Annotated in this window: 23 protein-coding genes; 11 read left to right on the top strand and 12 right to left on the bottom strand. The window is 69.7% G+C overall.

Annotation, left to right across the window (positions count from 1 at the left end; all coding sequences use genetic code 11):
• Entirely contained in the window at positions 1-954 is a 954-nt protein-coding gene (locus tag AVAK2825_RS13465) for an alpha/beta fold hydrolase (RefSeq protein ID WP_284399569.1), read from the bottom strand.
• Positions 955-1,023: 69 nt separating this feature from the next.
• Here AVAK2825_RS13465 and AVAK2825_RS13460 point away from each other — a divergent pair, with 69 nt between their 5' ends.
• Positions 1,024-1,806, top strand: a complete 783-nt coding sequence (locus tag AVAK2825_RS13460; RefSeq protein WP_284399412.1) for a 3-hydroxybutyrate dehydrogenase — start codon at positions 1,024-1,026, stop codon at positions 1,804-1,806.
• Positions 1,807-1,899: 93 nt separating this feature from the next.
• Here the strand turns inward: AVAK2825_RS13460 and AVAK2825_RS13455 are convergent, their stop codons facing one another.
• Positions 1,900-2,616: an SIMPL domain-containing protein gene (locus AVAK2825_RS13455; RefSeq protein ID WP_284399410.1), complete on the bottom strand. Its 717-nt coding sequence runs from the start codon at positions 2,614-2,616 to the stop codon at positions 1,900-1,902.
• A 217-nt stretch (positions 2,617-2,833) separates the two neighbouring features.
• On the opposite strand from AVAK2825_RS13455, the gene ompR reads away from it, so the two are divergent.
• Complete coding sequence (gene ompR / locus AVAK2825_RS13450; protein ID WP_272564091.1) at positions 2,834-3,565, top strand: osmolarity response regulator transcription factor OmpR; 732 nt, start codon at positions 2,834-2,836, stop codon at positions 3,563-3,565.
• A 76-nt stretch (positions 3,566-3,641) separates the two neighbouring features.
• Entirely contained in the window at positions 3,642-5,141 is a 1,500-nt protein-coding gene (locus tag AVAK2825_RS13445) for a sensor histidine kinase family protein (RefSeq protein ID WP_272564092.1), read from the top strand.
• Here AVAK2825_RS13445 and ispF read toward each other — a convergent pair.
• Positions 5,122-5,613 (bottom strand): 2-C-methyl-D-erythritol 2,4-cyclodiphosphate synthase, encoded by a 492-nt coding sequence (gene ispF / locus AVAK2825_RS13440; protein WP_284399393.1) that lies wholly within the window; start codon positions 5,611-5,613, stop codon positions 5,122-5,124. The two genes, AVAK2825_RS13445 and ispF, sit on opposite strands and share 20 nt — an antisense overlap.
• A 30-nt stretch (positions 5,614-5,643) precedes the next feature.
• Positions 5,644-6,492 (bottom strand): IspD/TarI family cytidylyltransferase, encoded by an 849-nt coding sequence (locus AVAK2825_RS13435; RefSeq protein ID WP_284399390.1) that lies wholly within the window; start codon positions 6,490-6,492, stop codon positions 5,644-5,646.
• Positions 6,493-6,644: 152 nt separating this feature from the next.
• Here AVAK2825_RS13435 and mfd point away from each other — a divergent pair, with 152 nt between their 5' ends.
• From mfd to AVAK2825_RS13410, 4 genes are all read left to right on the top strand, one after another.
• Complete coding sequence (gene mfd, locus AVAK2825_RS13430) at positions 6,645-10,118, top strand: transcription-repair coupling factor (RefSeq protein ID WP_284399387.1); 3,474 nt, start codon at positions 6,645-6,647, stop codon at positions 10,116-10,118.
• A gap of 290 nt (positions 10,119-10,408) precedes the next feature.
• On the top strand, positions 10,409-11,461 hold the full coding sequence (locus AVAK2825_RS13425; RefSeq protein WP_502870535.1) for a Bug family tripartite tricarboxylate transporter substrate binding protein: 1,053 nt from the start codon (positions 10,409-10,411) through the stop codon (positions 11,459-11,461).
• 94 nt (positions 11,462-11,555) lie between these two features.
• Complete coding sequence (serB, locus tag AVAK2825_RS13415; protein WP_284399385.1) at positions 11,556-12,269, top strand: phosphoserine phosphatase SerB; 714 nt, start codon at positions 11,556-11,558, stop codon at positions 12,267-12,269.
• Between the two features lie 256 nt (positions 12,270-12,525).
• Positions 12,526-13,311 (top strand): MetQ/NlpA family ABC transporter substrate-binding protein, encoded by a 786-nt coding sequence (locus AVAK2825_RS13410; protein WP_284399383.1) that lies wholly within the window; start codon positions 12,526-12,528, stop codon positions 13,309-13,311.
• Positions 13,312-13,403: 92 nt separating this feature from the next.
• On the opposite strand, the gene AVAK2825_RS13405 is transcribed toward AVAK2825_RS13410, so the two are convergent.
• Positions 13,404-14,069 carry a LysE/ArgO family amino acid transporter gene (locus AVAK2825_RS13405; RefSeq protein ID WP_284399380.1) on the bottom strand — a complete coding sequence of 222 codons (666 nt, stop codon included), beginning with the start codon at positions 14,067-14,069 and terminating at the stop codon, positions 13,404-13,406.
• 78 nt (positions 14,070-14,147) lie between these two features.
• On the opposite strand from AVAK2825_RS13405, the gene AVAK2825_RS13400 reads away from it, so the two are divergent.
• Positions 14,148-15,086 carry an HTH-type transcriptional regulator ArgP gene (locus tag AVAK2825_RS13400; protein ID WP_284399377.1) on the top strand — a complete coding sequence of 313 codons (939 nt, stop codon included), beginning with the start codon at positions 14,148-14,150 and terminating at the stop codon, positions 15,084-15,086.
• Positions 15,086-15,598: a group III truncated hemoglobin gene (locus AVAK2825_RS13395; protein WP_284399375.1), complete on the top strand. Its 513-nt coding sequence runs from the start codon at positions 15,086-15,088 to the stop codon at positions 15,596-15,598. Before AVAK2825_RS13400 ends, AVAK2825_RS13395 begins: the two co-directional genes overlap by 1 nt.
• A 19-nt stretch (positions 15,599-15,617) precedes the next feature.
• Here AVAK2825_RS13395 and AVAK2825_RS13390 read toward each other — a convergent pair whose 3' ends face one another.
• Positions 15,618-15,857, bottom strand: a complete 240-nt coding sequence (locus AVAK2825_RS13390; protein ID WP_272564103.1) for a DUF3820 family protein — start codon at positions 15,855-15,857, stop codon at positions 15,618-15,620.
• A 6-nt stretch (positions 15,858-15,863) separates the two neighbouring features.
• Positions 15,864-16,223 (bottom strand): translation initiation factor Sui1, encoded by a 360-nt coding sequence (locus AVAK2825_RS13385; protein ID WP_272548263.1) that lies wholly within the window; start codon positions 16,221-16,223, stop codon positions 15,864-15,866.
• A gap of 208 nt (positions 16,224-16,431) precedes the next feature.
• On the opposite strand from AVAK2825_RS13385, the gene AVAK2825_RS13380 reads away from it, so the two are divergent.
• A complete protein-coding gene (locus AVAK2825_RS13380; protein ID WP_284399371.1) occupies positions 16,432-17,706 on the top strand; it encodes a DEAD/DEAH box helicase in 1,275 nt (424 codons plus the stop codon).
• A 24-nt stretch (positions 17,707-17,730) separates the two neighbouring features.
• On the opposite strand, the gene AVAK2825_RS13375 is transcribed toward AVAK2825_RS13380, so the two are convergent.
• The 3 genes from AVAK2825_RS13375 to AVAK2825_RS13365 all read right to left on the bottom strand — a co-directional run bounded on the left by AVAK2825_RS13375 (position 17,731) and on the right by AVAK2825_RS13365 (position 19,953).
• The gene (locus tag AVAK2825_RS13375) at positions 17,731-18,735 is read right to left on the bottom strand and encodes an aldo/keto reductase (protein WP_284399369.1); all 1,005 of its coding nucleotides are present in this window, start codon (positions 18,733-18,735) and stop codon (positions 17,731-17,733) included.
• A gap of 67 nt (positions 18,736-18,802) precedes the next feature.
• On the bottom strand, positions 18,803-19,021 hold the full coding sequence (locus tag AVAK2825_RS13370; RefSeq protein WP_272564107.1) for a SlyX family protein: 219 nt from the start codon (positions 19,019-19,021) through the stop codon (positions 18,803-18,805).
• A gap of 26 nt (positions 19,022-19,047) precedes the next feature.
• A complete protein-coding gene (locus AVAK2825_RS13365) occupies positions 19,048-19,953 on the bottom strand; it encodes a LysR family transcriptional regulator (RefSeq protein WP_284399364.1) in 906 nt (301 codons plus the stop codon).
• A gap of 98 nt (positions 19,954-20,051) precedes the next feature.
• Here AVAK2825_RS13365 and AVAK2825_RS13360 point away from each other — a divergent pair, with 98 nt between their 5' ends.
• Positions 20,052-20,816: a sulfite exporter TauE/SafE family protein gene (locus AVAK2825_RS13360; protein ID WP_284399361.1), complete on the top strand. Its 765-nt coding sequence runs from the start codon at positions 20,052-20,054 to the stop codon at positions 20,814-20,816.
• A 91-nt stretch (positions 20,817-20,907) separates the two neighbouring features.
• Here AVAK2825_RS13360 and AVAK2825_RS13355 read toward each other — a convergent pair whose 3' ends face one another.
• Together AVAK2825_RS13355 and AVAK2825_RS13350 are read right to left on the bottom strand one after the other, a co-directional pair.
• Positions 20,908-22,104 (bottom strand): aminotransferase-like domain-containing protein, encoded by a 1,197-nt coding sequence (locus AVAK2825_RS13355; protein ID WP_284399564.1) that lies wholly within the window; start codon positions 22,102-22,104, stop codon positions 20,908-20,910.
• Positions 22,105-22,264: 160 nt separating this feature from the next.
• Positions 22,265-24,403, bottom strand: a complete 2,139-nt coding sequence (locus AVAK2825_RS13350) for a prolyl oligopeptidase family serine peptidase (protein WP_284399352.1) — start codon at positions 24,401-24,403, stop codon at positions 22,265-22,267.
• Between the last annotated feature and the right edge of the window lie 28 nt (positions 24,404-24,431).

The raw sequence follows: 24,431 nt of genomic DNA, 5'->3' as shown, positions 1-24,431 counted from the left end.
TCACAGCCCACCTCTTCTTTCGCTGGAATCGAAGAGGAACGCCTCGACCGCATCCACCTGTTCGTCCGCCACCAGCGTCGGGGCGTGCCCCACCCCGTTCCACTCCACCACCTGGGCCCGGGGCCCGCGTTGCGACATGGCTTGCGCCGTCGAGCGCGAGAGCAGATCCGATTGCGCGCCGCGCAGCAGCAGCGTGCGTGCGGCGATCCGGTCGTACAGCTGCCACAGCTGCGCCTCGCCCGCAACGGCGGCCTCCTGCGTCATCGCGCGAAACGGCTGGGCGATGGCCGGGTCGTAGTGCAGCACGAACCCGCCCTCGGGCGCAGGCCGGAGCATGGCGCTCGACAACCCCAGCCACTGCGCCGGCGTATGGGGGCCGAAGCTGGAGGAGATCGTCCACAGGGCATCGGCTGCCTGCTGCTCCGTTTCGAAATGGGCGGGCCGCCCGAGGTACTGACCGATGCGCTGGAGCGCACTCCATTCGATCACCGGCCCTACATCATTCAGGACCAGCCGGCGCACCGGCACGGGAAGCGGCAACCCTGGCTGGCCGAGCAACGCCATGCCGATCAGGCCACCCATGCTGGTGCCCACCCAGTCCAGCTGCTGGATGGGAGCGCGGCCATGCACGTCGGCCAGCAGTGCCAGCATGTCGGCGGCATAGACCGGCACCTGATAGGCCAAGGGATCGGCGAGCCAGTCGCTGCGGCCGCGGCCGGCCACATCGGGACAGATCACACGGGCATGACGGGACAGACGGCGGGCGAGCACATCGAAATCGCGCCCCTGGCGCGACAGGCCATGCACGCAGACCACCACATGCGGATGGTCCGGCTGGCCCGTCGCGTTCCATTCCCAATACGCCATGCGATGGCTGGCGGCTGCACCGTCCGCCGAGCCCTCCTTGGCAGCGATTCCAGGGCAATTCACGTAATTCAGCGTAGGCTCGGTCATGGGAACGAATTCGTCGCGGGGGCGCTCGATAATGGTTGCGTTCATCCTAATTCATTCGGAGAGACTCACATGCTTCAAGGCAAAACCGCCCTCGTCACCGGCTCCACGAGCGGCATCGGACTGGGCATCGCCAAGGCGCTCGCGCGCCAGGGCGCCAACGTCGTCCTCAATGGTTTCGGCGATGTGGACGGCCCCCGTGCCGAAGTGCTGGCGGCCGGCGAAAGCCATGGCGCGCAGGTGGCCTACCACGGCGCCGACATGAGTCGCGCTGCGGACATCGAGGACATGATGAAGTACAGCGCCAGCCAGTTCGGGCGCGTGGACATCCTGGTCAACAACGCAGGCATTCAGCACGTGGCGAACGTCGAGGACTTTCCCGTCGAGAAGTGGGATGCCATCCTGGCGATCAACCTGACCAGCGCCTTCCACACTTCGCGCCTGGCCCTGCCTCCGATGAAGGCGGCCAACTGGGGCCGCATCATCAACATCGCCTCGGTGCACGGGCTGGTGGCTTCGGCCCAGAAGGCGGCCTATGTGGCAGCCAAGCACGGCCTCGTGGGTCTGACGAAGGTCACCGCGTTGGAAACCGCCACCACGGGCGTGACCTGCAATGCGATCTGCCCCGGCTGGGTGCTCACGCCGCTGGTTCAGAAACAGGTCGATGCCAAGGCGGCCGACCAGGGCCTGTCGAACGAAGACGCCAAGAAGCAGTTGCTGAGCGAAAAGGAACCCTCGCTGCAGTTCACCACGCCCGAAGAGCTGGGCGAACTGGCGGTGTTCTTCTGCTCGCCGGCGGCCAACAATGTCCGCGGCGTAGCCTGGAACATGGACGGCGGCTGGGCCGCCCAGTAAGAACGAAAAGCCTTAACCGCCCGATCGTCGCCGCCCCTGCCCTGGCATCCAGGGCAGGAGACGGTCCGGCTCGGGCGTCAGCCCGCCAACCCCTCAGCGCAGTTGCACGGCGCCGGAGACGTTCACCACCACCTGCGCCTTGCCCGCCTCCACCGGTACGGGCGCATCGGCGGACATCGACGACATCTTGGCTTCCATGGCCATCATGCGTGGGCGTGGGCCGGGGATCATCTCGTTGCTGTTCACCGCCACCTCGCGCAGCGTGTAGCCGCTGAAGCCGAAGCCCCGCGCCAGTTCATTCGCACGGGCCTTGAATTGCTCGATGGCCTTGGTCTGCGCCTCGCCTTCCACCTTCTCGCGGGCCTCGCGCGACAGGTCGAAGGCGATCTGGCTGATCGGCATGGACTGGATCTTGCCGGCGGTGGTGGTGATGCGCGAGAAATCACGGCCCTGCAGGATCAGCTCGGCCCGGCCCTGCCAGCCGTTGATCTTGCCCTCCTTGCCATAGCGCGGGTACATGCCGAACGCGCCGGTGCGCACATCCATCTGGTCCGGCTGGGCAGAACGCTTGGCTTCCGCCAGCGCGGAGTCCAGCGCTTGCTTGAGCTGGGTCTGCACCGTGGCCGCGTCGGCGCCTTCCTTGCTGGTGGCCAGCGTGAGCACCAGCAGGTCCTGCTGGACATCCACGGTGCCGGTCGCAGACAGCTGCAGCACGTTCTGCGGTGGCGGCATCACGGCGTTTTGGGAGAAAGCGGCGCCAGCGCACACCAGAAGAGCACCTGCAGCTATTACTTTGGTAGCAATTTTCATGATCGAAATCCTTGTAAAGAGAAAGTGGGCGGGTGCATCGGACACCCTTGAAACGCTACGTTAACCGGTCCGGATCAATCGGCGGTAAAGGCCCGATAGCGTCTGTGCGTGGTGGGGCAAAACTTGTAACAGTTGGTCAGGTATCTGGCAAAAAGCCGAACTTCGGGGTTCAAGGTGGTCAGAATCGGCTCTGTTACAAATAGGACTTGGGAAACAAATGGCCTCAACAACCAACCGTACCGACAAGATTCTCGTGGTGGATGACGACGCCCGCATTCGCGATTTGCTGCGGCGCTATCTCACGCAAGAGGGCTTCGAAGTCATGGTTGCGGAAGATGGCAAGGCCCTCAACCGCATTCTGCTGCGCGAAACCGTGGACCTCATCGTGCTGGACCTGATGATGCCCGGCGAGGACGGCCTCTCGATCTGCCGCCGCCTTCGCGCCGCCAACGATCGCACTCCCATCATCATGCTCACCGCCAAGGGCGAGGACGTGGACCGCATCGTGGGCCTAGAAGTGGGCGCCGACGATTACCTGGGCAAGCCGTTCAACCCCCGCGAACTGCTGGCCCGCATCCACGCGGTGCTGCGCCGCCGGCCGCCGCAAGAGGCGCCGGGCGCCCCGTCGGGCGACAACGAGGTCGTCACCTTCGGTCCTTTCACCTTCGATCTGGGCACGCGCGCACTGCAGCGCAGCGGCGAAGAGCTGCCGCTCACCACCGGCGAGTTCGCCATGCTGAAGGCGCTGGTCCGCCACCCACGGCAGCCGCTGTCGCGGGAAAAGCTGGCCCTGCTGGCACGTGGCCGCGAGTTCGAACCGTTCGACCGCAGCCTGGACGTGCAGGTCTCCCGCCTGCGCAAGCTGGTCGAGGTGGACGCTGCAGCGCCCCGCTACATCCAGACCGTCTGGGGCGTGGGCTACGTGTTCGTGCCGGACGGAACGAGCTGATCTCCCCTTTGCCGAGGGCCGCGTTTTCGCCGTGGCGCCCTCTGCCCTCCGGCAATTTCCCGATGATTCTCACGACATGAGCGCCAACTACGAAGCAGCGTCGTCCGACGCCACCAGCCCCGCCCCCCTGGAGGCCCCCGTGTATCTGCGGGCGCAGCGCGCACGGGTGGGGCTGAACCTTTTCTGGCGCACGTTCTTCCTGCTCGCGCTGTTGCTGGTGGGCAGCATCCTGGCCTGGCTGCAGACGCTGCGCGCGCTGGAGTTCGAGCCGCGCACGCTGCAGACGGCGCAGCAGATCGCCTCGCTGGTGAACCTGAGCCGCGCGGCACTGGTGCATGCCGATGCGATCGCGCGCGTCTCGCTGATCAAGACCATGGCCGACCAGGAAGGCGTTCGCATCCTGCCGCGCGAGCCGTCCGACCGCTTCGACCTGCTGGACGCATCGGCCCTGGGCATGCGCCTGACCGAAGAGCTGACCACCCGCCTCGGGCCGGGCACCATCGTGGCAAGCAACGTCAATGGCGAAAGCGGCCTGTGGGTGGGCTTCACCATCAACGGCGACCCCAACTGGCTGCTGATGGACCGGTCCCGCTTGAGCGCGGCCGGGGGCAAGACGTGGATGATCTGGCTCATCACCGCCGCGGCCCTGTCGCTGGCGGGTGCCGCGGCCATCGCGCGCCTGATCAACCGGCCGCTCAAGCAGCTGTCGTATGCCGCCAACCGCGTGCGCGACGGCGACTTCGCCGCCAGCCAGCTCGACGAAGAAGCCGTGACCAGCGAAATCCGCGAGGTGAACATCGGCTTCAACCGCATGGCGCAAAAGCTCGCCAAGCTGGAGCAGGACCGTGCGGTGATGCTGGCGGGCATTTCGCACGATTTGCGCACGCCCCTGGCCCGCCTGCGGCTGGAAACCGAAATGAGCGTGTCGGACAACGTGGCCCGCGAACACATGGTGGCCGACATCGTGCAGCTCGACGCCACCATCGACAAGTTCCTCGACTACGCCCGCCCCGACAACGTGACCCTGAACCCGGTCAACCTGCATGGCGTGGTGTCGTCGTGCGTGTACGCCGTGCAGGACCACCGCGAACTGCAGATCTCGATGAACGTGCCCGAGGACCTGAACGTGCTGGCCGACGAGGTCGAACTGGCGCGCGTGATCTCCAACCTGCTCGAGAATGCCCGCCGCTACGGCAAGACGCACGACAGCGGTACGGCCACCGTGGACATCGCAGCCAAGGGGCGCGAGAAGTGGGTGCTGATCAAGGTGCGCGACCATGGCCCGGGCGTGCCGCCGGAGCAGCTGGCCAACCTGACCAAGCCGTTCTTCCGCGGCAATTCGGCCCGCACGGCGGCCGCCGGCGCGGGCCTGGGTCTGTCCATCGTGGACAAGACGGTGCAGCGCATGGGAGGCATCTTCGCCCTGGCCAATTCGGGATCGGGCGGGCTGGTGGCCCACATCCAGCTGCAGCGGGCGACCGACCTGCCCGGCGGCAAGGACCCCAAGCAGCGCCTGCAGCGCCCGCAGATCAAGCGCAACCTGCCCCCGCGCCGCCCTAAGCCGGCGAAGGCTTGACGAACAGCAGCGTCGCGGCCCGGGCCTCCATGGCGAGGCCCTGCCCCACCGGACCGAGCCGCTCGGCGGTCTTGGCCTTGACGTTGACCTGACCCTCCTGCAGCGACAGCGCCTGCGCGATGCGGGCCCGCATCGCGGGGATGTGGGCGGCCAAGCGCGGCGCCTGCGCGATCACCGTGCTGTCGATGTTGCCGATCTCGTAACCCTGCGCGCGCACACGCCGCGCGGCCTCCACCAGCAGCGCCACGGAATCCGCGCCTTTGAACGTGGGGTCGGTGTCCGGGAAGTGGCTGCCGATGTCCCCCAGCGCGGCGGCGCCCAATAGCGCGTCGGTGATGGCGTGCAGCAGCACGTCGGCATCGGAATGGCCGAGCAGGCCCATGGTGTGCGGCACGTCCACACCGCCGATGACGAGGCGGCGCCCCGGCACCAGCGCATGCACGTCCCAGCCTTCGCCGATTCGGATGTTCATCGTTCGCGTTCCTGCAGGCGCTGCGCGCGCCTAAAAAATGGTCTTGCCCGGCACGGCCGAGGCTTCGCCCCGGGCGCCGCCGAAGCGGTCCAGGGTGGCGGCATGCATGCGCTGCGCCAGCACCGCTTCGGCCAGCGCGAAGTCGGCCGGGTAGGTCACCTTGAAGTTCTGCGCGCCGCCCGGCACCAGCCGGGGGTGCAAGCCCATGGCCTCCATGGCGCTCGCTTCGTCGGTGGCCGCCGGGCCCAGGTGCTCCAGCGCCTGCCGCAGCGGCCCGAGGCGGAACATCTGGGGCGTCTGGGCGAGCCATTTGTCGGTGCGGTCCACCGTGGAGCACACGCGCACGCCGCCCGGGCCGTCGATCGCGGTCTTGAGCGTGTCGGCCAGCTTGTGGGCCAGCAGCCCGCCCACGGCGTCGTCGGCGCAGGCGTCGATCAATGCGTCGATCTGCGCCGTGGTGACCAGGCAGCGGGCCGCATCGTGCACCAGCACCCAATCTTCGGGCAGCGCGCCGCGCTCTTGCAGCACGCGCAGGCCGCCCAGCACCGTCGCCGCGCGCGTGGCGCCCCCGCAGGGGGCCACGAAGAAGGTGGGCTGCGGCTGGCCGTCGAAAAACGCATCGCCCGGGGCCACGGCCACCAGCGTGCCCAGCAGCCGGCCCACGCCGGCGAACGCGGCCAGGGTGTGCAGCACCATGGGATGCCCGGCCACCGGCTGGTACTGCTTGGGCAGCACCGGCACCTGGCCTGGCGCGCCCCGGTCCAGCCCCGAAGGCTGCGCCACCGCACGGGCGCCCACGCCGGCACACGGCACCAGGGCCCAGAAACGCCCCTGGCCGGAGAGCGGTGGCGGCGAAAGGTGCGGGAGCAGATCGGTCATGGGGCGGCCATTGTAGGAGGGCCGGGCGTCCCCATCTGACAACGTGCGCCGAGGGCACGCCGCCTAGAATTGCCACTCGCCCGCACCGCCCGACCGCCGCGCACACCGCGCCCCCGGGGCCGGTGTCCCGGGCCCGACGCACCGCCACCCGCATGGACCTCCCCAAACTCATCCCCGGAAAACGTTTCACCCTGCCACGCCCGGTGGGCAGCGCCGATGCCCTGCTGCTGGCGCGCCTGGGCGAGCGAGAGAAGACCGCGCGGCGCACCACCGCCATCGTGACGGCCGACGCCACCGATGCGCGGCGCCTCATCGACGAGATGGCGTTCTTCGCCCCCGAGCTGCGCTGCGCGCTGTTCCCCGACTGGGAGACGCTGCCCTACGACACGTTCTCCCCGCACCAGGACCTGATCAGCGAGCGTCTGGCCACGCTGTGGCGCATCAGCCAGGGCGAAGCGGACGTGGTGCTGGTGCCGGCCACCACGGCGCTGTACCGGGTGGCGCCGCCCTCCTTTCTCGCGGGCTACACCTTCCACTTCAAGGTCAAGCAGAAGCTGGACGAGGCGAAGTTCAAGGCGCAGCTCACGCTGGCGGGCTACTCTCACGTGTCGCAGGTGGTGAGCCCGGGCGAGTACGCGGTGCGCGGCGGGCTGATCGACCTCTTTCCGATGGGCTCGCTGGTGCCCTACCGCGTGGACCTGTTCGACGATGAGATCGACAGCATCCGCACGTTCGATCCGGACAGCCAGCGCAGCCTGTACCCCGTGCCGGAGGTGCGCCTGCTGCCGGGCCGCGAATTCCCGATGGACGACGACGCGCGGGCCAAATTCCGCAGCCGCTGGCGCGAGATGCTGGAGGGCGACCCGACCAAGAGCCGCATCTACAAGGACATGGGCAACGGCGTGGCCACCGCGGGCATCGAGTACTACCTGCCGCTCTTCTTCGACGAGACGGCGACCGTGTTCGACTACCTCGGCGCCGAGGCCACCGTGGTGCTGCACGGCGATCTGGAGCCGGCCTTCCAGCGGTTCTGGCAGGACACCAAGGACCGCTATCGCCTGATCCAGGGCGACCCGGACCGCCCGGCCCTGCCGCCGGAAGCGCTGTTCCTCACCACCGAGCAGTTCTACACCCGGGCCAACGCGCACGCGCAGCTCGCCTTGCGCCCGGGCGTGGAGGACATCGCCGACAACGCCCATTTCCAGAAGCTGGGCGACCTGTCGGTGGCGCGCGGTGCCGAAGACCCCCTGGCGCGCCTGCACGCCCACATCCGCAACACCCCGCACCGCGTGCTGCTGCTGGCGGAAAGCGCCGGGCGGCGCGAGAGCCTGCTCGATTTCCTGCGCGCCTCTCAGTTGAGCCCGCCGGCCTTCGACTCGCTGGCCGAGTTCCAGGGCCATGCCGAGGAAAAGGTGGGCATTGCCACGGCCGCCGTCACGACGGGCTTCAGCTGGCTCGGCGACGGCATCGACTTCGTGACCGAGACCGAGCTGTTCGCCGCTGGCGCCACCACGCGGCGGCGCAAGAAGCAGGAGCAGGTGAGCGATGTCGAGGCGCTGATCAAGGACCTGTCCGAGCTCAACGTGGGCGACCCGGTGGTGCACAGCGCGCACGGCATCGGCCGCTACCACGGGCTCATCAACATGGACGTGGGCCAGAAGAACCCCGATGGCACGCCCGCGCTGCAAGAGTTTTTGCACCTCGAATACGCCGACAAGGCGGTGCTGTACGTGCCGGTCAGCCAGCTGCAGCTCATCAGCCGCTACACCGGCGTGAGCGCCGACGAGGCGCCGCTGCACAAGCTGGGCAGCGGCCAGTGGGAGAAGGCCAAGCGCAAGGCGGCCGAGCAGGTGCGCGACTCCGCGGCCGAGCTGCTCAACATCTACGCCCGCCGCGCGGCGCGCGAAGGCCACGCCTTCCGCTACTCGCCACAGGACTACGAGCAGTTCGCCAACGACTTCGGCTTCGAGGAAACGGCCGACCAGAACGCGGCCATCCACGCGGTCATCCAGGACATGATCTCGCCCCGCCCCATGGACCGCCTGGTCTGCGGCGACGTGGGCTTCGGCAAGACCGAGGTGGCCCTGCGCGCGGCCTTCGTGGCCGTCACGGGCGGCAAACAGGTGGCGTTCCTCGCACCCACCACGCTGCTGGCCGAGCAGCACTACCAGACGCTGATGGACCGCTTCGGCAAGTGGCCGGTGAAGGTGGCCGAGGTGTCGCGCTTTCGTTCGGGCAAGGAGATCACCTCGGCCATCAAGGGCATCGGCGACGGCACGGTGGACATCGTGGTGGGCACGCACAAGCTGCTCTCCGAATCCACCCAATTCCACAACCTGGGCCTGCTCATCATCGACGAGGAGCACCGCTTCGGTGTGCGCCACAAGGAGCAGATGAAGGCGCTGCGCGCCGAGGTGGACGTGCTGACCCTCACCGCCACGCCCATCCCGCGCACGCTGGGCATGGCGCTGGAGGGCCTGCGCGACCTGTCCGTGATCGCCACGGCGCCCCAGCGCCGCCTGGCCATCAAGACCTTCGTGCGCAACGAGGGCACGGGCGTGATCCGCGAGGCCGTGCTGCGCGAACTGAAGCGCGGCGGGCAGTGCTACTTCCTGCACAACGAGGTGGAGACCATCGAGAACCGGCGCCAGAAGCTGGAAGAGATATTGCCCGAGGCCCGCATCGCCGTGGCCCACGGCCAGATGCCCGAGCGCGAGCTGGAAAAGGTCATGCGCGATTTCGTGGCGCAGCGCTACAACATCCTGCTGTGCTCGACCATCATCGAGACCGGCATCGACGTGCCCACGGCCAACACCATCATCATGAGTCGCGCCGACAAGTTCGGCCTGGCGCAGCTGCACCAGCTGCGCGGCCGCGTGGGCCGCAGCCACCACCAGGCCTATGCCTACCTGATGGTGCCGGACATCGAGGGCCTGACCAAGCAGGCCGCACAGCGGCTCGACGCCATCCAGCAGATGGAGGAGCTGGGCAGCGGCTTCTACCTGGCCATGCACGACCTGGAGATCCGCGGCGCGGGCGAAGTGCTGGGCGAGAACCAGAGCGGCAACATGCTGGAGGTGGGGTTCCAGCTCTACAACGAGATGCTGTCGGAGGCCGTGCGCTCGCTCAAGGCGGGCAAGGAGCCCGACCTGCTGGCGCCGCTGTCCGTCACCACCGACATCAACCTGCACGCGCCCGCGCTGTTGCCGAGCGACTACTGCGGCGACGTGCACCTGCGCCTGTCGTTCTACAAGAAGCTCGCCACCGCCAGGACCACCGACCAGATCGACAGCCTGCTGGAGGAGATCGTGGACCGCTTCGGCAAGCTGCCGCCGCAGGCGCAGACCCTGATCGACGTGCACCGCCTGCGCTGCATGAGCCAACCCTATGGCGTGGTCAAGGTGGATGCGGCGCCCGGCGTGATCCACATCACCTTCAAGCCGCAGCCGCCGATCGATCCGATGAACATCATCCACCTGATCCAGAAGAACAAGCACATCAAGCTGGCGGGCAACGAAAAGCTGCGCATCGAGCGCGAACTGCCCGAGGCCAAGGACCGGGTGCAGATGGTGCGCGACGTGCTGCGCAGCCTGGGGCAACCGCTGGCGCAGGGCGCGCCCGCCTAGACGGATGGCTTGCGGCGGTGCCGTGGCGAGCGGCATGCCGCGTACGGTGCTGGTGGTCTTCCGGCCCGGGTGGCCGGCCCCCTGGCCGAACCTTTTACGATCAGAGCAAAAAAGACCTCGAGCGCAATAAGTACTAGGGCATGATGCTACAAAAAAAATAGCATTCAACAAGCCAATCGCTGGCGCACGCGCCAGCACACCGCGAACGGGTGCAGGAATTGCTTGGACGATGCAACGCGCCGGGATGGCACCGGCGGCCATTCGTTCCAACCGATCCAAGGAGTCCGCCCATGCGTGTTGCACGCCCGATCCCGGCATTTTTCTGCGCCCTCGGCCTCGTGGCCACGGCAGCGCCCGCGCTGGCCCAGGGCACCTACCCGGACCACCCGGTGAAAGTGATCGTCGCGCTCCCCGCTGGCGGCAGCGCCGACATGATCGCGCGCATGGTGGGCCAGAAGATGGCGGCCGAACTGGGCCAGCCGTTCGTGGTGGACAACAAGGCGGGCGCCTCGGGCCAGATCGGCACGCCCATGGTGGCCCGCGCGGCGCCGGACGGCTACACGATCATGGTGTCGCCCGCGTCGTTCCTGACCACCAACAAGAGCATCTTCAAGACCCTGCCCTATGACCCGCAGGCCGACTTCGTGCCCATCACCAAGCTGGTGAACCAGCCGATGGTGCTGGTGGCCAAGGACGCGCAGAAGTTTCCGAGCGTGGCCGCCGTGCTGCAGGCGGCCCGGGCCGCGCCGGGCCGGGTGACCTACGCATCGTCGGGCGACGGCAGCCCGCAGCACCTGGCGGCGCTGATGTTCGGCACCCGCACGCAATCGAGCATGCTGCACGTGCCGTACAAGGGCGGTGCCCCGGCCATCAACGACACGCTGGCGGGCAACGTGGACCTCATGTTCGCCGTGCTGCCCGAAGCGCTGCCCCACATCCAGTCGGGCAAGCTGCAGGCGCTGGCGGTGATGAGCGCGCAGCGTTCGGCGGTGCTGCCGCAGGTGCCCACCATGGCGGAAAGCGGCGTGCCGCAGGTGGAACTGTCGGCCTGGGTCGGCCTGGGTCGGCCTGCTGGCACCGGCCAGGACGCCGCAGCCCGTCATCGACCGGCTGCGCAGCGCCGCCCACGCCGCCTTGGCGGGCGACACCCAGGCCCGGCTGGCAGCCAGCGGCATGGAAGTGGCGCCCGGCACCACCCAGCAACTGCAGGACACCATCGCCGCGGAAATCAAACTGCACGCCGAACTGGTCAAGGCGGCCGGGCTGGCGCCCCAGTGAAGCAACGAGGCGGGAGCGGCAGCGATCCCGGCAGAGGCAGGCAGCGGCAGGCGACCTGGGGATAATCCCCGCTGTGTCCCGGAACGCCGCTGCTGCGCGCCGGGCAGGCCCCTCCCCCTTCCTTTTGTCTTCGCCGCAGGATCTTTCCTCCCCCCATTCATGAGTGCCGCCACCGAATTCGCTCCCGGCCTTGTCGTCCAAGGCCTTTCCATCCCGCTGTCCCTGTCGGACTTCAAGCTCATCGCATTCGACATGGACTCCACCCTGATCAATATCGAGTGCGTGGACGAGATCGCCGACGCGGCGGGCCGCAAAGCCGAAGTGGCCGCCATCACCGAGGCCGCCATGCAGGGCCTGATCACCGACTACAAGGAAAGCCTGCGCCAGCGCGTGGCCCTGCTGCGCGGAGTGACCGTCGAGCACCTGGAACACGTGTTCGCCGAGCGGCTGCGCTTCAACCCCGGCGCCAAGGAACTGGTGGCCGCGGCCCGCTCCGCGGGCTTGACCACGCTGCTGGTCTCGGGCGGTTTCACGTTCTTCGCCGACCGGGTCCGCGCCGGGCTGGGCATCGATCTCGCGCGATCGAACCAGCTGGAGGTCGAGGACGGCGTGCTCACCGGCCGCATGGTGGACCAGGCCTGGGGGGACATCTGCGACGGCGCCGAGAAACGCCGGACGCTGCTGGAGGTGGCCTCGCTGCTGGGCATTTCGCCCAGCCAGGCCATTGCCGTGGGCGACGGCGCCAACGACCTGCCCATGATGGGGGCCGCAGGCCTGTCGGTGGCCTACCACGCCAAGCCGGCGGTGCGGGCCCAGGCCAAGGTGGCCATCAACGAAGGCGGGCTGGATCGCCTGCTGGAAGTGCTGCGCTGACGCCCTGGCGCGCCCATCGGCACGCCACCCCGATTGCTATTCTTTCAATAGCAACCAGGCCAAACGATACTAGGGCAACGGCCTCTTTTCATTCGAATGGCGAGCCATAGAGTCACATAAGAGGGTCGATCGTTATATCGATATGAAAATAAAAGAATGGCGCATTCCCGCGCCCGTCTTTACATTCGCGTCTTCCCACGGCGCGCGCTCGGGCGCCCGCCGACCGATCCAACCGACTGAAATGAAAGCCCTCTCCATGCTGAAGAAAACGCTGTCCGCCCTGGCCGTCGCCACCCTGGCCTTCTCGGCGCATGCCGCCGATGTGCTCAAGGTCGCGGCCTCGGCGGTGCCGCATGCGGAAATCCTGAACTTCGTGAAGCCGCAGCTCAAGGCCCAGGGCGTGGACCTGCAGGTCAAGGAATTCAGCGACTACATCCAGCCCAATGCCGCGGTGGAAGACAAGCAGCTGGACGCCAACTTCTTCCAGCACCAGCCCTACCTGGACAGCTACAACAAGGACCGCAAGAGCAGCATCGTCGCCGTGCCCGACGGCAAGGTGCACGTGGAGCCCTTCGGCGCCTACTCCCGGAAGATCAAGGCCGTGAGCGAGCTCAAGGAAGGCGCCCTGGTCGCCATCCCCAACGACCCGTCCAACGCTGGCCGCGCGCTGATCCTGCTGCAAAAGCAGGGCCTGATCGAGCTGAAGGACCCCAAGAACATCACGGCCACCCCGATCGACATCGTGAAGAACCCCAAGAAGCTCAAATTCCGCGAACTCGAAGCCGCCCTGCTGCCGCGCGCGCTGCAGGACGTGGACCTGGCCCTCATCAACACCAACTACGCCATCGAGGCCAAGCTCAACCCCACCAAGGATGCGCTGTTCATCGAAGGCGCCGACTCGCCCTACGCCAACCTAGTGGCCGCGCGCGCAGACCGCGCCAACGACCCCCGCATCCAGAAGCTGGTGAAGGCGCTGCACACGCCGGAAGTGAAGAAGTTCATCCAGGACAAGTACCAGGGCGCCGTGGTGCCCGCGTTCTGACCCGGGTGCCTTGAAAATCCGAAGGGGGCGGGTGCAGGACGGCCGAGCCGTCGTCACCGCCCCCTTTTGCGTGAAGGCCCCAGCGGCGGTCATCAGGCCGCTGGCTGGAGCGCTCCGGCCGCGACCCAGGCCGACAGCGCCAGCATCACCGAGCCCGTGAGCCCGTCCAGCACCCGCCAGGCCATGGGCCGCGCGAACACCGCCTGGAGCCTGCGCCCGGCCACCGCCAGCAGGACGAACCACAGCAGGCTGGCCGACGCCGCCCCGGCCACGAACACCCATTTGAGCCCCCCTTCCTGCCGCGCGCCGATGGAGCCCATGAGCACCATGGTGTCCAGGTACACGTGCGGGTTGACCAGGGTGATGAGCGCGAGGGTGCCCACCACGCCCCAGGCGCTGCGCTGCGCCCGGTCGGTCCCGCCCGTCTTCAAGGCCTGGCCGCCCGACCAGAACGCGCGGTACCAGGCGAAGAGGCCATAGGCCAGCAGGAACACGGCGCCGCCCAGGGTGAGGGCCTGCGCCAGGGCGGGCGATTGCCCGAGCAGCGCCGCCGCGCCCGCCACGCCCAGCCCGATCAGCAGCGCGTCCGACACGACGCACAGCGCCACGCAGGCTCGCACGCATTCGCCCTGCACGGCCTGCCGCAGCACATAGGCGTTCTGCGCGCCGATGGAGACGATGAGCGAAAGGCAGACCGTGAAGCCGGCCAGCCAGGAAGTCGATGCCGCGCCCGCGGCGGGGAAGAAAGGGGTCCACATGCGGCCGATTCTGGCCACCGCTCCGGTTTAAGTACACTTAAAAAGCCTTAACACTGTGAAGCAAAACTTCATCCCGCCATGTTCGACTACGCTGGTCTGGAAGCCCTCGCTGCGGTGGTGCGCGAAGGCAGCTTCGAGCGCGCCGCGCGGCGCCTGCACGTCACCCCGTCGGCCGTGTCCCAGCGGGTCAAGCAGCTGGAAGAGCGCGCCGGCCAGGTGCTGGTGCAGCGCGGCACGCCCTGCACGGGCACCGAGGCCGGTCGACGCCTGTGCCTGCACCTGGACCAAGTCGCCCTGCTGGAAAACGAACTGCGCCGCACCAACCCCGCCCTGGCACCCGACGGCCCCACGGCCGCGCCCACGCTCAAGCTGGCGGTGAACGCGGATTCGCTGTCCACCTGGTTCATGGACGCGATGGCGGATTTCACGGCCGGCGGCAACGAGCTGCTGGACATCCGCATCGACGACCAGGAGCACACCGCGCAGCGCATCCGCGAAGGCGAGGTGATCGCCGCCGTCACCGCCAGCGAGGGCAGCATCGCGGGCTGCAACACCTGGCCGCTGGGCGCCATGCACTACGTGGCGGTCGGCAGCCCGCAATTCGTGGCGCGCCACTTCGGCGGCGGCGTGACGCCCGAGACCGCGGCGCTCGCGCCCATGATGGTCTATGGCCGCAACGACCGCCTGCAGGACCAGTGGCTGCAGCGCCAGGGCCTGGCCTCGCGCCGCCACCCGCCCCGCCACTTCATGCCGTCCAACCAGGGGTTTCTGCGCAGCTGCGAGGTCGGCATGGGCTGGGGCATGCACCCCACCGTGCTGATCGAACGGCAACTGGCCGATGGCACGCTGGTGGAGCTGCGGCCGCAGGCGGGGATGGACGTGCCCCTGTACTGGGCGCTGCCCCGGTCGGCCCAGGCGGGGCTGGAGCGGCTCACGCGCTGCGTGATGGCGGCGGCGGGGGCCTGGCTGGGCAACGGCACGGCGGGACCATCGCTTGCTGCGCGTCAAACCCCTTGATGCCGGAACGGGCATGCTCTGTCCGGCCCACCCGACCACCCGACCACCCCGACTTCACCACTGCGCAGCGATGCGCGCCGACCCGATGGATTCACCCGCGCCCCTTCAGCCCCCCCGTCCGGCACACCCTGGACCTGGCGGGCATCACCGACCTCGTGCACGGCTTCTACGCCGACGTGCGCGCCGATGTCCTGCTGGGCCCCGTGTTCGATGCGGCCCTGCAGGACCGCTGGGAGCCGCACCTGGCGCGCATGGTGGACTTCTGGAGCACGGTGGCGCTGGGCAGCCGGCGCTACCGCCGCAACGTGCTCGCGCGGCACGGCGCGCTGGAGGGCGTGACGCCGGCGCATTTCGCGGCCTGGGTGGGGCTGTGGCAGCAGCACACCGAGCGCCGCTTCGCGCCGGAGGTGGCGCATTCGCTGCAGCAGGCCGCGCACGGCGTGGCCCGCGCGCTGTTTCGCAAATGCTTCGGGCACCTGCCGGCCTTCGACATGCCGGCCGGCGGCCACTGAGAGCGCGCGCGGCGGCGGTTCAGCGCCGGGCCGCCGGGCCCTGCCCGGCCTGGGCGCGCAGCGGCTCCAGCAGGGCCGACAGGCCGTTGTGGTCGATCTCGTGCATGAGGGCCAGCAGCCGGCCCAGATCGCCGCGCGGAAAGCCCTCGCGGGCGAACCAGTTCAGGTAGTTGCCCGGCAGGTCCGCAATGGCGTGGCCCTTGTACTTGCCGTAGGGCATCTGGACGGTCAGCAGGCGCTGCAGTTGTTCCGGGTCCATGGCGGCTCAGCCCCCGGCCCGCTTGACGGTGTGGCCCCGTTGCCGCAACGCGTCCATCACGCGCTCGACATGATCGCCCTGCACCTCGATCACGCCGTCCTTCACGGTCCCGCCGCTGCCGCACGCGGCCTTGAGCTGCTTGCCCAGCAGCGCCAGCGCCGCCTCGTCGAGCGCCACGCCCTTCACCACCGTGACCGCCTTGCCGCCCCGCCCTTTGGTCTCGCGCGAGACCCGCACGGTGCCATCGCCCGCCGGCACCGCGCGGGCCGCCTGGCAGGCGCACTGCGCCACGGGCTGGCGGCAGCCGGGGCACATGCGGCCGGATTCGGTCGAATAGACGAGGCCACCCAGGTCGCTCAGGCGCATGGCGGCACTCCCTGGGCTTTGAAGAAAACGGCGGCAGTGGCAATCAGGCGCATGGCGAGGGGCCCGGGGCGCGGGCGAAGGACGGCGGGCAAGGAATGAAGGCAGGAAATGAGGCACGAAAGGCCTCAAAGACCGCGAATTATCCGCATCCCGCCCCAGGGCGGCACAATCGCGGGTTCCCTCCTTCGCGCCCCGGTGCGCGCCTGCCATGCCTTTTGCTTCCCTCGGCCTCTCGCCCGCCCTTGTCCACGCCGCCGATGCGATGGGCTTCACCACGCCCACGGCGGTCCAGGCCGAGGCCATTCCGGCCGTGCTGCGCGGCGCCGACGTGCGGGCCTGCGCGCAGACCGGTTCGGGCAAGACCGCCGCCTTCGCCTTGCCGCTGCTGCAGCAGTGCCTGCCGCACACGCTGGCCCAGGCCGGCCGGGGCGCGCGCCGCGTGCGGGCCCTGGTGCTGGTGCCCACGCGCGAGCTGGCGGAGCAGGTCGGCGAGGTCCTGCGCGATCTGGCCCGGCACCTGCTGCCGCAGCGCCTGGCGGTTGCCGTGGTGTTCGGCGGCGTCTCCATCAACCCGCAGATGATGGGCCTGCGCAGCGGGGCCGACATCGTCGTCGCCACGCCGGGCCGCCTGCTGGACCTGGTGGACCATAACGCGGTGGCGCTCTCCGCCGTGCAGACCCTGGTGCTGGACGAGGCCGACCGCCTGCTCGACTTAGGCTTCGCCGAGGAACTGAACCGCGTGCTGGCCCTGTTGCCCGTGGAGCGGCAGAACCTGCTGTTCTCGGCCACCTTCGCGCCGGCGGTGGCCGCGCTGGCCGACGGCCTGCTGCGCGAGCCGGTGCGCATCGAGATCGCCCACTCGCCCGAGACCACGCCCGACATCGCCCAGCGCGCCATCGCCGTGGACCCGGGCCGGCGCACGCAACTGCTGCGCCACCTGGTGCAGACGCACGAATGGTCGCGCGTGCTGGTGTTTGTGGCCACGCAGTACGCCGCCGAGCATGTGGCCGAGAAGCTCTACCAGGCCGGCATCTTCGCCTCGCCCTTCCATGGCGGCCTGAGCCAGGGCGCGCGCAAGCAGGTGCTGCAGGAGTTCAAGGACGACCGCTGGCAGGTGGTGGTGACGACCGACCTCGCCTCGCGCGGGATCGACATCGCGCAACTGCCCGTGGTGGTCAACTTCGACCTGCCCCGCTCGGTGACCGACTACGTGCACCGCATCGGCCGCACCGGCCGCGCGGGCGAGACCGGCGTGGCCGTGAGCTTCGTCAGCGCCAGCACCGAGGCGCACTGGCGCCTGATCGAAAAGCGCCAGCGCATGGCCCTGCCGCTGGAGCAGATCCCCGGCTTCGAGCCCACCGAGGCCGCGCCGGCCGCGCCGCCGGGCAACGGCGGCATCAAGGGCAAGCGCCCGAGCAAGAAAGACAAGCTGCGCGCGGCTACGGCCCGCCAGGGCCAGGACGGCGGCGGTGCGAACGACTGAGCCGCGCCTGCCGTCGTCGCTCGATCAGCCGCGGGTGCGCGGGTACAGGGGGTAGGCCGGGTCGGTGTAGCCCGGGGTGGACGGGTGGCCCGGGGCCACCAGCTCGTTCACCAGCGCTTCGTCCTGCGCGGTGATCTCCACGCCCAGCGCGGGCGCGTAGTCCTGCCACTGCGCCAGGGTGCGCGGGCCGGCGATCACGGCGCTCACCGCGCGGTGCGCCAGCACCCAGGCCGTGGCGAACTGGGCCAGCGTCACGCCGCGTTCCTTGGCATGCCCTTTCAGCCGCTGGGCGATCTGCAGCGATTCCTCGCGGAACTCGGTCTCGGCCATGCGCTTGTCGCCGCGTGCCGCGCGCGTGCCCTCGGCGGGCGGCTGGCCCGGCAGGTACTTGCCGGTGAGCACGCCGCGCGCGATCGGGCTGTAGGGCACCACGCCCACGCCGTGGTGCGCGCAGGCCGGCAGGATCTCCACCTCGGGCATGCGGTTGAGCAGGTTGTAGTACGGCTGGCAGACCACGGGCCCGGGCAGGCCCATGCGCGCCGCCAGGTGCACCAGCTCAGTGATGCGCCAGGCGCGGAAGTTGGACACGCCCCAGTAGCGGATCTTGCCGGCGCGCAGCAGCGCATCGATGGCGAACAGCGGCTCCTGCAGGTCCATGTCGTTGACGTCGCGGTGCAGGTACAGGATGTCCACGTGGTCGGTCTGCAGCCGGGCCAGGCTGGCATCCACCTCGCGCAGCATCCAGGTGCGGGAATACTGCGATTCGTTCACCCGGTCGGACATCTTGTTGCCCAGCTTGGTCGCCAGCACCCAGTCGTGGCGCTGGCCCTTGAGCAACCCGCCCAGCATCGTTTCCGACGCGCCCCGGGTGTACACGTCGGCCGTGTCGATGAAGTTCACGCCGCGCTCGCGCGCGTCGGCCACGATGGCCGCGGCCTCATCGCGCCCCGTCTGGTCGCCGAACATCATGGTGCCCAGGCACAGGGCGGAGACTTGCAGGTTGCTGCGGCCAAGGCGGCGGTATTGCATGGCAAGGACCTTTCGGTGAGAAGAAAAAGAGGGAGAGGAAGCGAACCCGGCGGGGGCGCGCGGCAGGTCAGTAGTGCGGCGGCAGTTCGTCGCGCAGGCTGCGCACGGCCGCCCCGCCGCCTTCGGGGATCTGCTGGCGCAGCTGGGACACCTCGGCGATGAGCCGGTCGATCTGCTGCTGTTGCCGGTAGATGGTGAGGTTGAGCTGGTCGAGCAGGTCTTCGGCGAAGCTGGCCTTGATCTCCAGCTCGTTCAGGCGCTGTTCGTTGGGATGGGTGTCGGGCATGCCGCTATTGGAACCCAAACCACGCTTCACCCGCCGCCGGTGCCTGGCGACGCACCCAGCACCCGTGCCACCAGTTGTCGGGCAGGGGTCGGCAGCGCGTCCAGTTCCCGCACGCACAGCACCAGCGAGCGCGCGGCCCACGCATCGTCCAGGGCCACGGCCCGCACGCCGGCCGAACGGCCGCAGCGCTGCACCACGGCGCGCGGCACCACGGCCAGGCCCACGCCCTGCCCCACCATGCGGCAGACCACCTCGAAGCTGCCAAGGCGGATGCGGTAGCGCGGGCGGGCGCCCAGCCGGCGGGCATGGCCCGCGAGGTGGTCGTCCAGCGCGCTGCCGGCCGACAGGCCCACCAGTTCCCAGTCCAGCACCTCGGCGAATGCGATGCGGCGGCGCGCCGCCAGCGCATGGCCGCGCGGCACCACCAGAACCAGCGGGTCCGCCCCCAGCACGAAGGCCTGCAAGCCCGCGGCATCGACCGAATCGGCCAGCACGCCGATCTCGCACACGCCGTGGCGCAAGGCGTCCACGATCTCGTGGCTGGGGCGTTCCTGCAGGTCCACCGACATGCCGGGATGGTTGTGCAGGAAACCCGCCAGCCGGTCGGGCAGCCAGTCGCTCAGCGCGGCGCTGTTGCACATCAGGCGCACGTGGCCGCGCAGGCCCGAGGCATGGTCGCCCAAGTCCCCCTGCATGCGCTCGATCTGCTGCAGCACGATCAACGCGTGCTGCAGCAAGGTCCGCCCGGCGGGGGTGGGCGACACGCCGCGCCGCGTTCGCAGCAGCAGCGGCACGCCCAGCGCGGATTCCATGCCGCGGATGCGCTCGCTGGCCGATGCCAGCGTGATGCAGCTGGCTGATGCGCCGGCGGTGATGGTGCCCGCCTCCAGCACGTTGGCGAACAGTCGCAGATCGGTCAGGTCGAATGCCATGGGCGCCAAGGTAGCACGCCCTGCCTATGGCCTCGCCTGAGGCAGGCTGCGCCGAATCCCGATTGCCGCGCCGACGGACGCCTCCAACAATCCACGGCATGACCGCATCGCTCCCCCCCACCGCCTTCCTCGCGGCCACGGCCGTCTTCCTGCTCGCCGGGTGCGTCAAGGGCGTGGTGGGCCTGGGGCTGCCGACCGTCGCGATGGCGCTGCTGGCCCTGGTCATGCCCCCCGCCCACGCGGCGGCCTTGCTGGTAATGCCCTCGCTCGTGACCAATCTGCTGCAGTTGCGGCCCCTGTCGGGTCTGGGGCCGATGGTGCGCCGGCTGGGCGGCATGCAGCTGGGCGTGTGCGCGGGCACCCTCGCGGGGGCGGCGTGGATCGGCGCGCCCGCCGGCCAGGGGGCGTCGGTGGCGCTGGGCACCGTGCTGGTCCTGTACGCCGCCTGGGGCCTGCGCGGAGCCCCGCTGCAGGTGCCGGCGCGCGCCGAACGTTGGCTGGGGCCGGCCGTGGGCGTGGCGACGGGCCTGGTCACGGCCGCCACCGGCGTGTTCGTGGTGCCGGCGGTGCCCTACCTGCAGTCGCTGGGCCTGGCGCGGGACGAGCTCGTGCAGGCCATGGGGCTGTCGTTCACCGTCTCCACGCTGGTGCTGGGCGCCGGGCTGGCGGCCAACGGGGCGTACCCGGGCACGGCGGCCCTGTCGTCCGTGGCGCTGCTGGTGCCCGCCGTCATCGGCATGGCGGCCGGCCAGTGGCTGCGGGGGCGCCTGTCGCCGGCACGGTTCAAGGCCTGCTTTTTCATCGGCCTGGGGCTGTTGGGTCTCTACATGGCCGTGCGCGGGCTGGTGTCGCTGCAGGCCTGACCGGTGCGGCCATGAAAAAAGGGCGCCATGGCGCCCTCGGGGGTGGTCAGGGCAGCGCCAGCGGGCGCCGCGCCGGGCCGCAGCCGGCCGGTCAGGCGCGCACCGCCTGGCCCAGCCGGGCCACGCCCTCGCGGATCTTGTCCACATCGGCCGTGGCGAACGACAGGCGCAGCGTGGCGTGGTCGGGCTGCGCGCAGAAGAACGGCGTGCCGGGAACGAAGGCCACACCCTGCTCGATGGCCTTCTTGGCCAGCACGTTGCCGTCGGCCACCTGGCCGCGCGCGCCGGTGAGGCGCGCCCAGACGAACAGGCCCCCCTGCGGCTGCACGAACGCGATGGCATCGCCCAGTTCCTTGCGCAGCGCATCGCCCATGGCCTGGGCGCGCTCGGCATACACGGCGCGCACCTTGGCCAGCGTGGCGGGCATGCGGCCGGCCTTGAGGTACTGCGCGGCCGTGGCCTGCGCGAAGGTGCTGGTGTGCGCATCGCTGAACTGCTTGCACATGGTGGCCTTGGCCAGCAGTTCGGCCGGGGCGATGAGCCAGCCCACGCGCAGGCCGGGGCTCAGCACCTTGCTCAGGCTGCCGCAGTGCACCAGCAGGTCGCGGCTGCCGGGCACGTCGGCCGACAGCGCCAGCAGGCTGGGGGGCGGCGCCTCGCCGAAGTACAGGTCGCCGTAGGGGTCGTCCTCGACGATCAGCGTCTGGTGGCGGGCCGCCATCTCCAGCACCTTTCGGCGGCGCTCCAGGCTCAGCAGCGCGCCGCTGGGGTTGCCGAAGGTGGGGATGAGGTAGACGAACTTGGGGCGGTGCTCGGCGATGAGCTTTTCCAGCGCATCGGTGTCCACGCCTTCGCCATCGACCGGCGCGCTGATCAGCTCGGCGCCGTAGAGGCGAAAGCACTGGATGGTGGCCAGGAAGGTGGGGCCTTCCACGATCACCTTGTCGCCGGGGCTGATGAGCGTCTTGCCCAGCAGGTCCAGCGCCTGCTGGCTGCCGGTGGTGACGATGAGGTTGTCGGTCGCCACGTCCCTGGCGCCCTTGCTGACCATGAAGGCGGCCAGTTGCTCGCGCAGCGGGTTGTAGCCCTCGGTGGCGCCGTACTGCAGGGCCGCGCCCGGCTCTTCGGCCAGGGCCTGGTTGGAGGCCTCGCGGATGCCGTCCACGTCGAACATCGCGCTGTCCGGAAATCCCCCGGCAAAGCTGATGATGCCGGGCTTGCCCAGCAGCTTGAAAAGCTCGCGGATGGCGGAGGTCTCTACATTGTTCAGTCGGTCGGCGAATTGCAGGGGCATGGTCGGGGTCTCACTTTCTGGATGCGATTGTCGCCAAATCGGCGTGGCGTTTTCCTGCGTGTGGCGCCAGTGCCCGCGGCCGGCGCGCCGGGGCCGCGGCGCGCCGCCACGGCCCCGGTGGCGAAATGCTGCGCCGCTGCGGCCGACACGGCATTCAGCCGGCGGCGTCGGCCACCGCGGGCCGCGGGCCCAGCTGCTGCCACAGGTAGGCGAACTCCAGCGCCAGCAGGTGGGCGCGCTGCGCGTTGTCGGCCGCGCCGCCGTGGCCGCCCTCGGTGTTCTCGTAGTAGAGCAAGTCGTGCCCCTGCGCCAGCATGCGCGCGGCCATCTTGCGCGCGTGGCCGGGGTGCACCCGGTCGTCGCGTGTCGAGGTGGTGAACAGCACCCGGGGATAGCGCGCATCGGCCCGCACCTGGTGGTAGGGGCTGTAGCGCGCGATGAAGGCCCAGTCGGCCGGATCGTCCGGATCGCCGTACTCGGCCATCCACGACGCGCCCGCCAGCAGCGTGTGGTAGCGCCGCATGTCCAGCAGCGGCACCTGGCACACCACCGCGTTGAACAGGTCGGGCCGCTGCACCATCACCGCGCCCACCAGCAGCCCGCCATTGCTGCCGCCCTGGATGCCCAGGTGCGCGGGCCGGGTCACGCCGCGCGCGATCAAATCCTGTGCGATGGCGATCAGGTCGTCGTAGCTGCGCTGCTTGTGTTCGCGCACCGCCGCCTGGTGCCACGCCGGGCCGTACTCGCCGCCGCCGCGCAGGTTGGCCACCACCAGCACGCCGCCCTGCTCGCACCAGGCCCGGCCGTAGTCGGCGGCGTACCAGGGCGTGAGCGCATGCTCGAAGCCGCCGTAGCCGTAGATCAGCGTGGGGTTGCTGCCATCGGCCTGCGCGCCGCGCGGCCACAGAACGAAATACGGCACGCGCGTGCCGTCGGCCGAGGTGGCGAAGCACTGCTCGGTGCGCATGCCTTCGGCATCGAAGCGCGCCGGCCCGGCCTTGAGCAACTCGCGCTCGTCATCGGCGGTGCGGGCCAGGAACAGCGAGGCGGGCGTGGTGAAGTCGGTGTACGACAGCAGGTAATGCTCGGCCAGCGGGTCGTCGGCCAGCAGCGGGTCGTGCAGGGCCGTCACGCCCAACTGGCCGGGGAACGGCGTGTCCACCGCGCGGCCGACGAAGGGACCGCCCTCGCCCCCGGGCCGGTGCCACAGCTCCAGCCGCTCGGCCACGTTGTCCATCACCTGCAGCAGCACGTGGTCGCGCGTGGTGTCGTAGCCGGCCAGCGAGCGCGTGGCCGTGGGGGTGAACAACGCCGCGGCCACGCGCTCGCCGCGCAGCCAGGCCGCCGCGTCGGCATGCAGCAGCGAGCCGGCGGCGAAGTGCGCCTCCCCCAGCACCAGGTCGCTGCGCAGCTCCAGGAGCAGCGTGCCGCGCACGAAGTCGGGAATGGCGTCGTCCGGCACGTCCAGCCGCACGGGGGCGGCATCCGGCGCTTCGGCAGGCCCCTCGGTCAGCCAGACCTCGTGGCGGTAGAAGTCGATCATGCGGGTGAACACGGTGCGCTCGAAGCCCGGCGTGCGGTCCACGCCCACCCCCACGCCCACGTCCGACGCCTCGCCCTCGAACACCGTGACCGCGCAGGCCAGCGGCGTGCCGCGCCGCCAGCGCTTGACGATGCGGGGGTAGCCCGATTCGGTCAGGGAGCCCTCGCCGAAATCGGTGCTCACGTAGACCGTTTCGGCGTCGATCCAGGTCACGTCCGACTTGGCCTCAGGCAGGGCGAAACCCGCTTCGACGAACTGCCGCGACACCAGGTCGAACTCGCGGATCACCGTGGCGTCGGCCCCGCCGCGCGAGAGCGACACCAGGGCGTGGCGGTACTTCGGGCCCAGCACCTCGGCCCCGCCCCAGACCCAGTTCTCGTCCTCGGCCAGGGCGAGGGCATCCAGGTCGAGCACCGTCTCCCACGCGGGTTCGGGCGCGCGGTACCCGGCCAGCGTGGTGCGCCGCCACAGCCCGCGGCGGTGGTGCCCGTCCTGCCACAGGTTGTAGAGCCAGTCGCCACGACGCACCACGCTGGGAATGCGGTCCTTGGCATCCATGATGTCCAGCAGTTGCTCGCGAGTGGGAGCGTATTCGGGCCGGGCCGTCAGCACCGCCTCGGAATGCGCATTGCGCTCGCGCACCCAGGCCAGGGCGAGTTCGCTGTCCACCGCTTCGAGCCACTGGTGGGGGTCTTCATCCTGCGCGGGATCGTGGGCGGGCGTTGCGATGGGCGGCGTGGATTCGGGCATGGGTTCCTTGAGGGATGGCGTTCCGGGC

Source organism: Acidovorax sp. SUPP2825, from assembly GCF_030158995.1.
Classification (GTDB): domain Bacteria; phylum Pseudomonadota; class Gammaproteobacteria; order Burkholderiales; family Burkholderiaceae_C; genus Paracidovorax.
This window is presented reverse-complemented; position numbering and strand designations above follow the sequence as displayed.

What these genes read in the sequence shown, in the direction of transcription:
- AVAK2825_RS13365 (WP_284399364.1), bottom strand. Translation starts at nt 19,953, where the DNA reads ATGGCATTCGACCTGACCGATCTGCGACTGTTCGCCAACGTGCTGGAG.
- AVAK2825_RS13390 (WP_272564103.1), bottom strand. Translation starts at nt 15,857, where the DNA reads ATGGACCCGGAACAACTGCAGCGCCTGCTGACCGTCCAGATGCCCTAC.
- ompR (WP_272564091.1), top strand. Translation starts at nt 2,834, where the DNA reads ATGGCCTCAACAACCAACCGTACCGACAAGATTCTCGTGGTGGATGAC.
- AVAK2825_RS13400 (WP_284399377.1), top strand. Translation starts at nt 14,148, where the DNA reads ATGTTCGACTACGCTGGTCTGGAAGCCCTCGCTGCGGTGGTGCGCGAA.
- AVAK2825_RS13465 (WP_284399569.1), bottom strand. Translation starts at nt 954, where the DNA reads ATGACCGAGCCTACGCTGAATTACGTGAATTGCCCTGGAATCGCTGCC.
- AVAK2825_RS13405 (WP_284399380.1), bottom strand. Translation starts at nt 14,069, where the DNA reads ATGTGGACCCCTTTCTTCCCCGCCGCGGGCGCGGCATCGACTTCCTGG.
- AVAK2825_RS13445 (WP_272564092.1), top strand. Translation starts at nt 3,642, where the DNA reads ATGAGCGCCAACTACGAAGCAGCGTCGTCCGACGCCACCAGCCCCGCC.
- AVAK2825_RS13350 (WP_284399352.1), bottom strand. Translation starts at nt 24,403, where the DNA reads ATGCCCGAATCCACGCCGCCCATCGCAACGCCCGCCCACGATCCCGCG.
- AVAK2825_RS13425 (WP_502870535.1), top strand. Translation starts at nt 10,409, where the DNA reads ATGCGTGTTGCACGCCCGATCCCGGCATTTTTCTGCGCCCTCGGCCTC.
- AVAK2825_RS13455 (WP_284399410.1), bottom strand. Translation starts at nt 2,616, where the DNA reads ATGAAAATTGCTACCAAAGTAATAGCTGCAGGTGCTCTTCTGGTGTGC.
- ispF (WP_284399393.1), bottom strand. Translation starts at nt 5,613, where the DNA reads ATGAACATCCGAATCGGCGAAGGCTGGGACGTGCATGCGCTGGTGCCG.
- AVAK2825_RS13410 (WP_284399383.1), top strand. Translation starts at nt 12,526, where the DNA reads ATGCTGAAGAAAACGCTGTCCGCCCTGGCCGTCGCCACCCTGGCCTTC.
- AVAK2825_RS13370 (WP_272564107.1), bottom strand. Translation starts at nt 19,021, where the DNA reads ATGCCCGACACCCATCCCAACGAACAGCGCCTGAACGAGCTGGAGATC.
- AVAK2825_RS13395 (WP_284399375.1), top strand. Translation starts at nt 15,086, where the DNA reads ATGCCGGAACGGGCATGCTCTGTCCGGCCCACCCGACCACCCGACCAC.
- AVAK2825_RS13375 (WP_284399369.1), bottom strand. Translation starts at nt 18,735, where the DNA reads ATGCAATACCGCCGCCTTGGCCGCAGCAACCTGCAAGTCTCCGCCCTG.
- serB (WP_284399385.1), top strand. Translation starts at nt 11,556, where the DNA reads ATGAGTGCCGCCACCGAATTCGCTCCCGGCCTTGTCGTCCAAGGCCTT.
- AVAK2825_RS13360 (WP_284399361.1), top strand. Translation starts at nt 20,052, where the DNA reads ATGACCGCATCGCTCCCCCCCACCGCCTTCCTCGCGGCCACGGCCGTC.
- AVAK2825_RS13435 (WP_284399390.1), bottom strand. Translation starts at nt 6,492, where the DNA reads ATGACCGATCTGCTCCCGCACCTTTCGCCGCCACCGCTCTCCGGCCAG.
- AVAK2825_RS13380 (WP_284399371.1), top strand. Translation starts at nt 16,432, where the DNA reads ATGCCTTTTGCTTCCCTCGGCCTCTCGCCCGCCCTTGTCCACGCCGCC.
- mfd (WP_284399387.1), top strand. Translation starts at nt 6,645, where the DNA reads ATGGACCTCCCCAAACTCATCCCCGGAAAACGTTTCACCCTGCCACGC.
- AVAK2825_RS13460 (WP_284399412.1), top strand. Translation starts at nt 1,024, where the DNA reads ATGCTTCAAGGCAAAACCGCCCTCGTCACCGGCTCCACGAGCGGCATC.
- AVAK2825_RS13385 (WP_272548263.1), bottom strand. Translation starts at nt 16,223, where the DNA reads ATGCGCCTGAGCGACCTGGGTGGCCTCGTCTATTCGACCGAATCCGGC.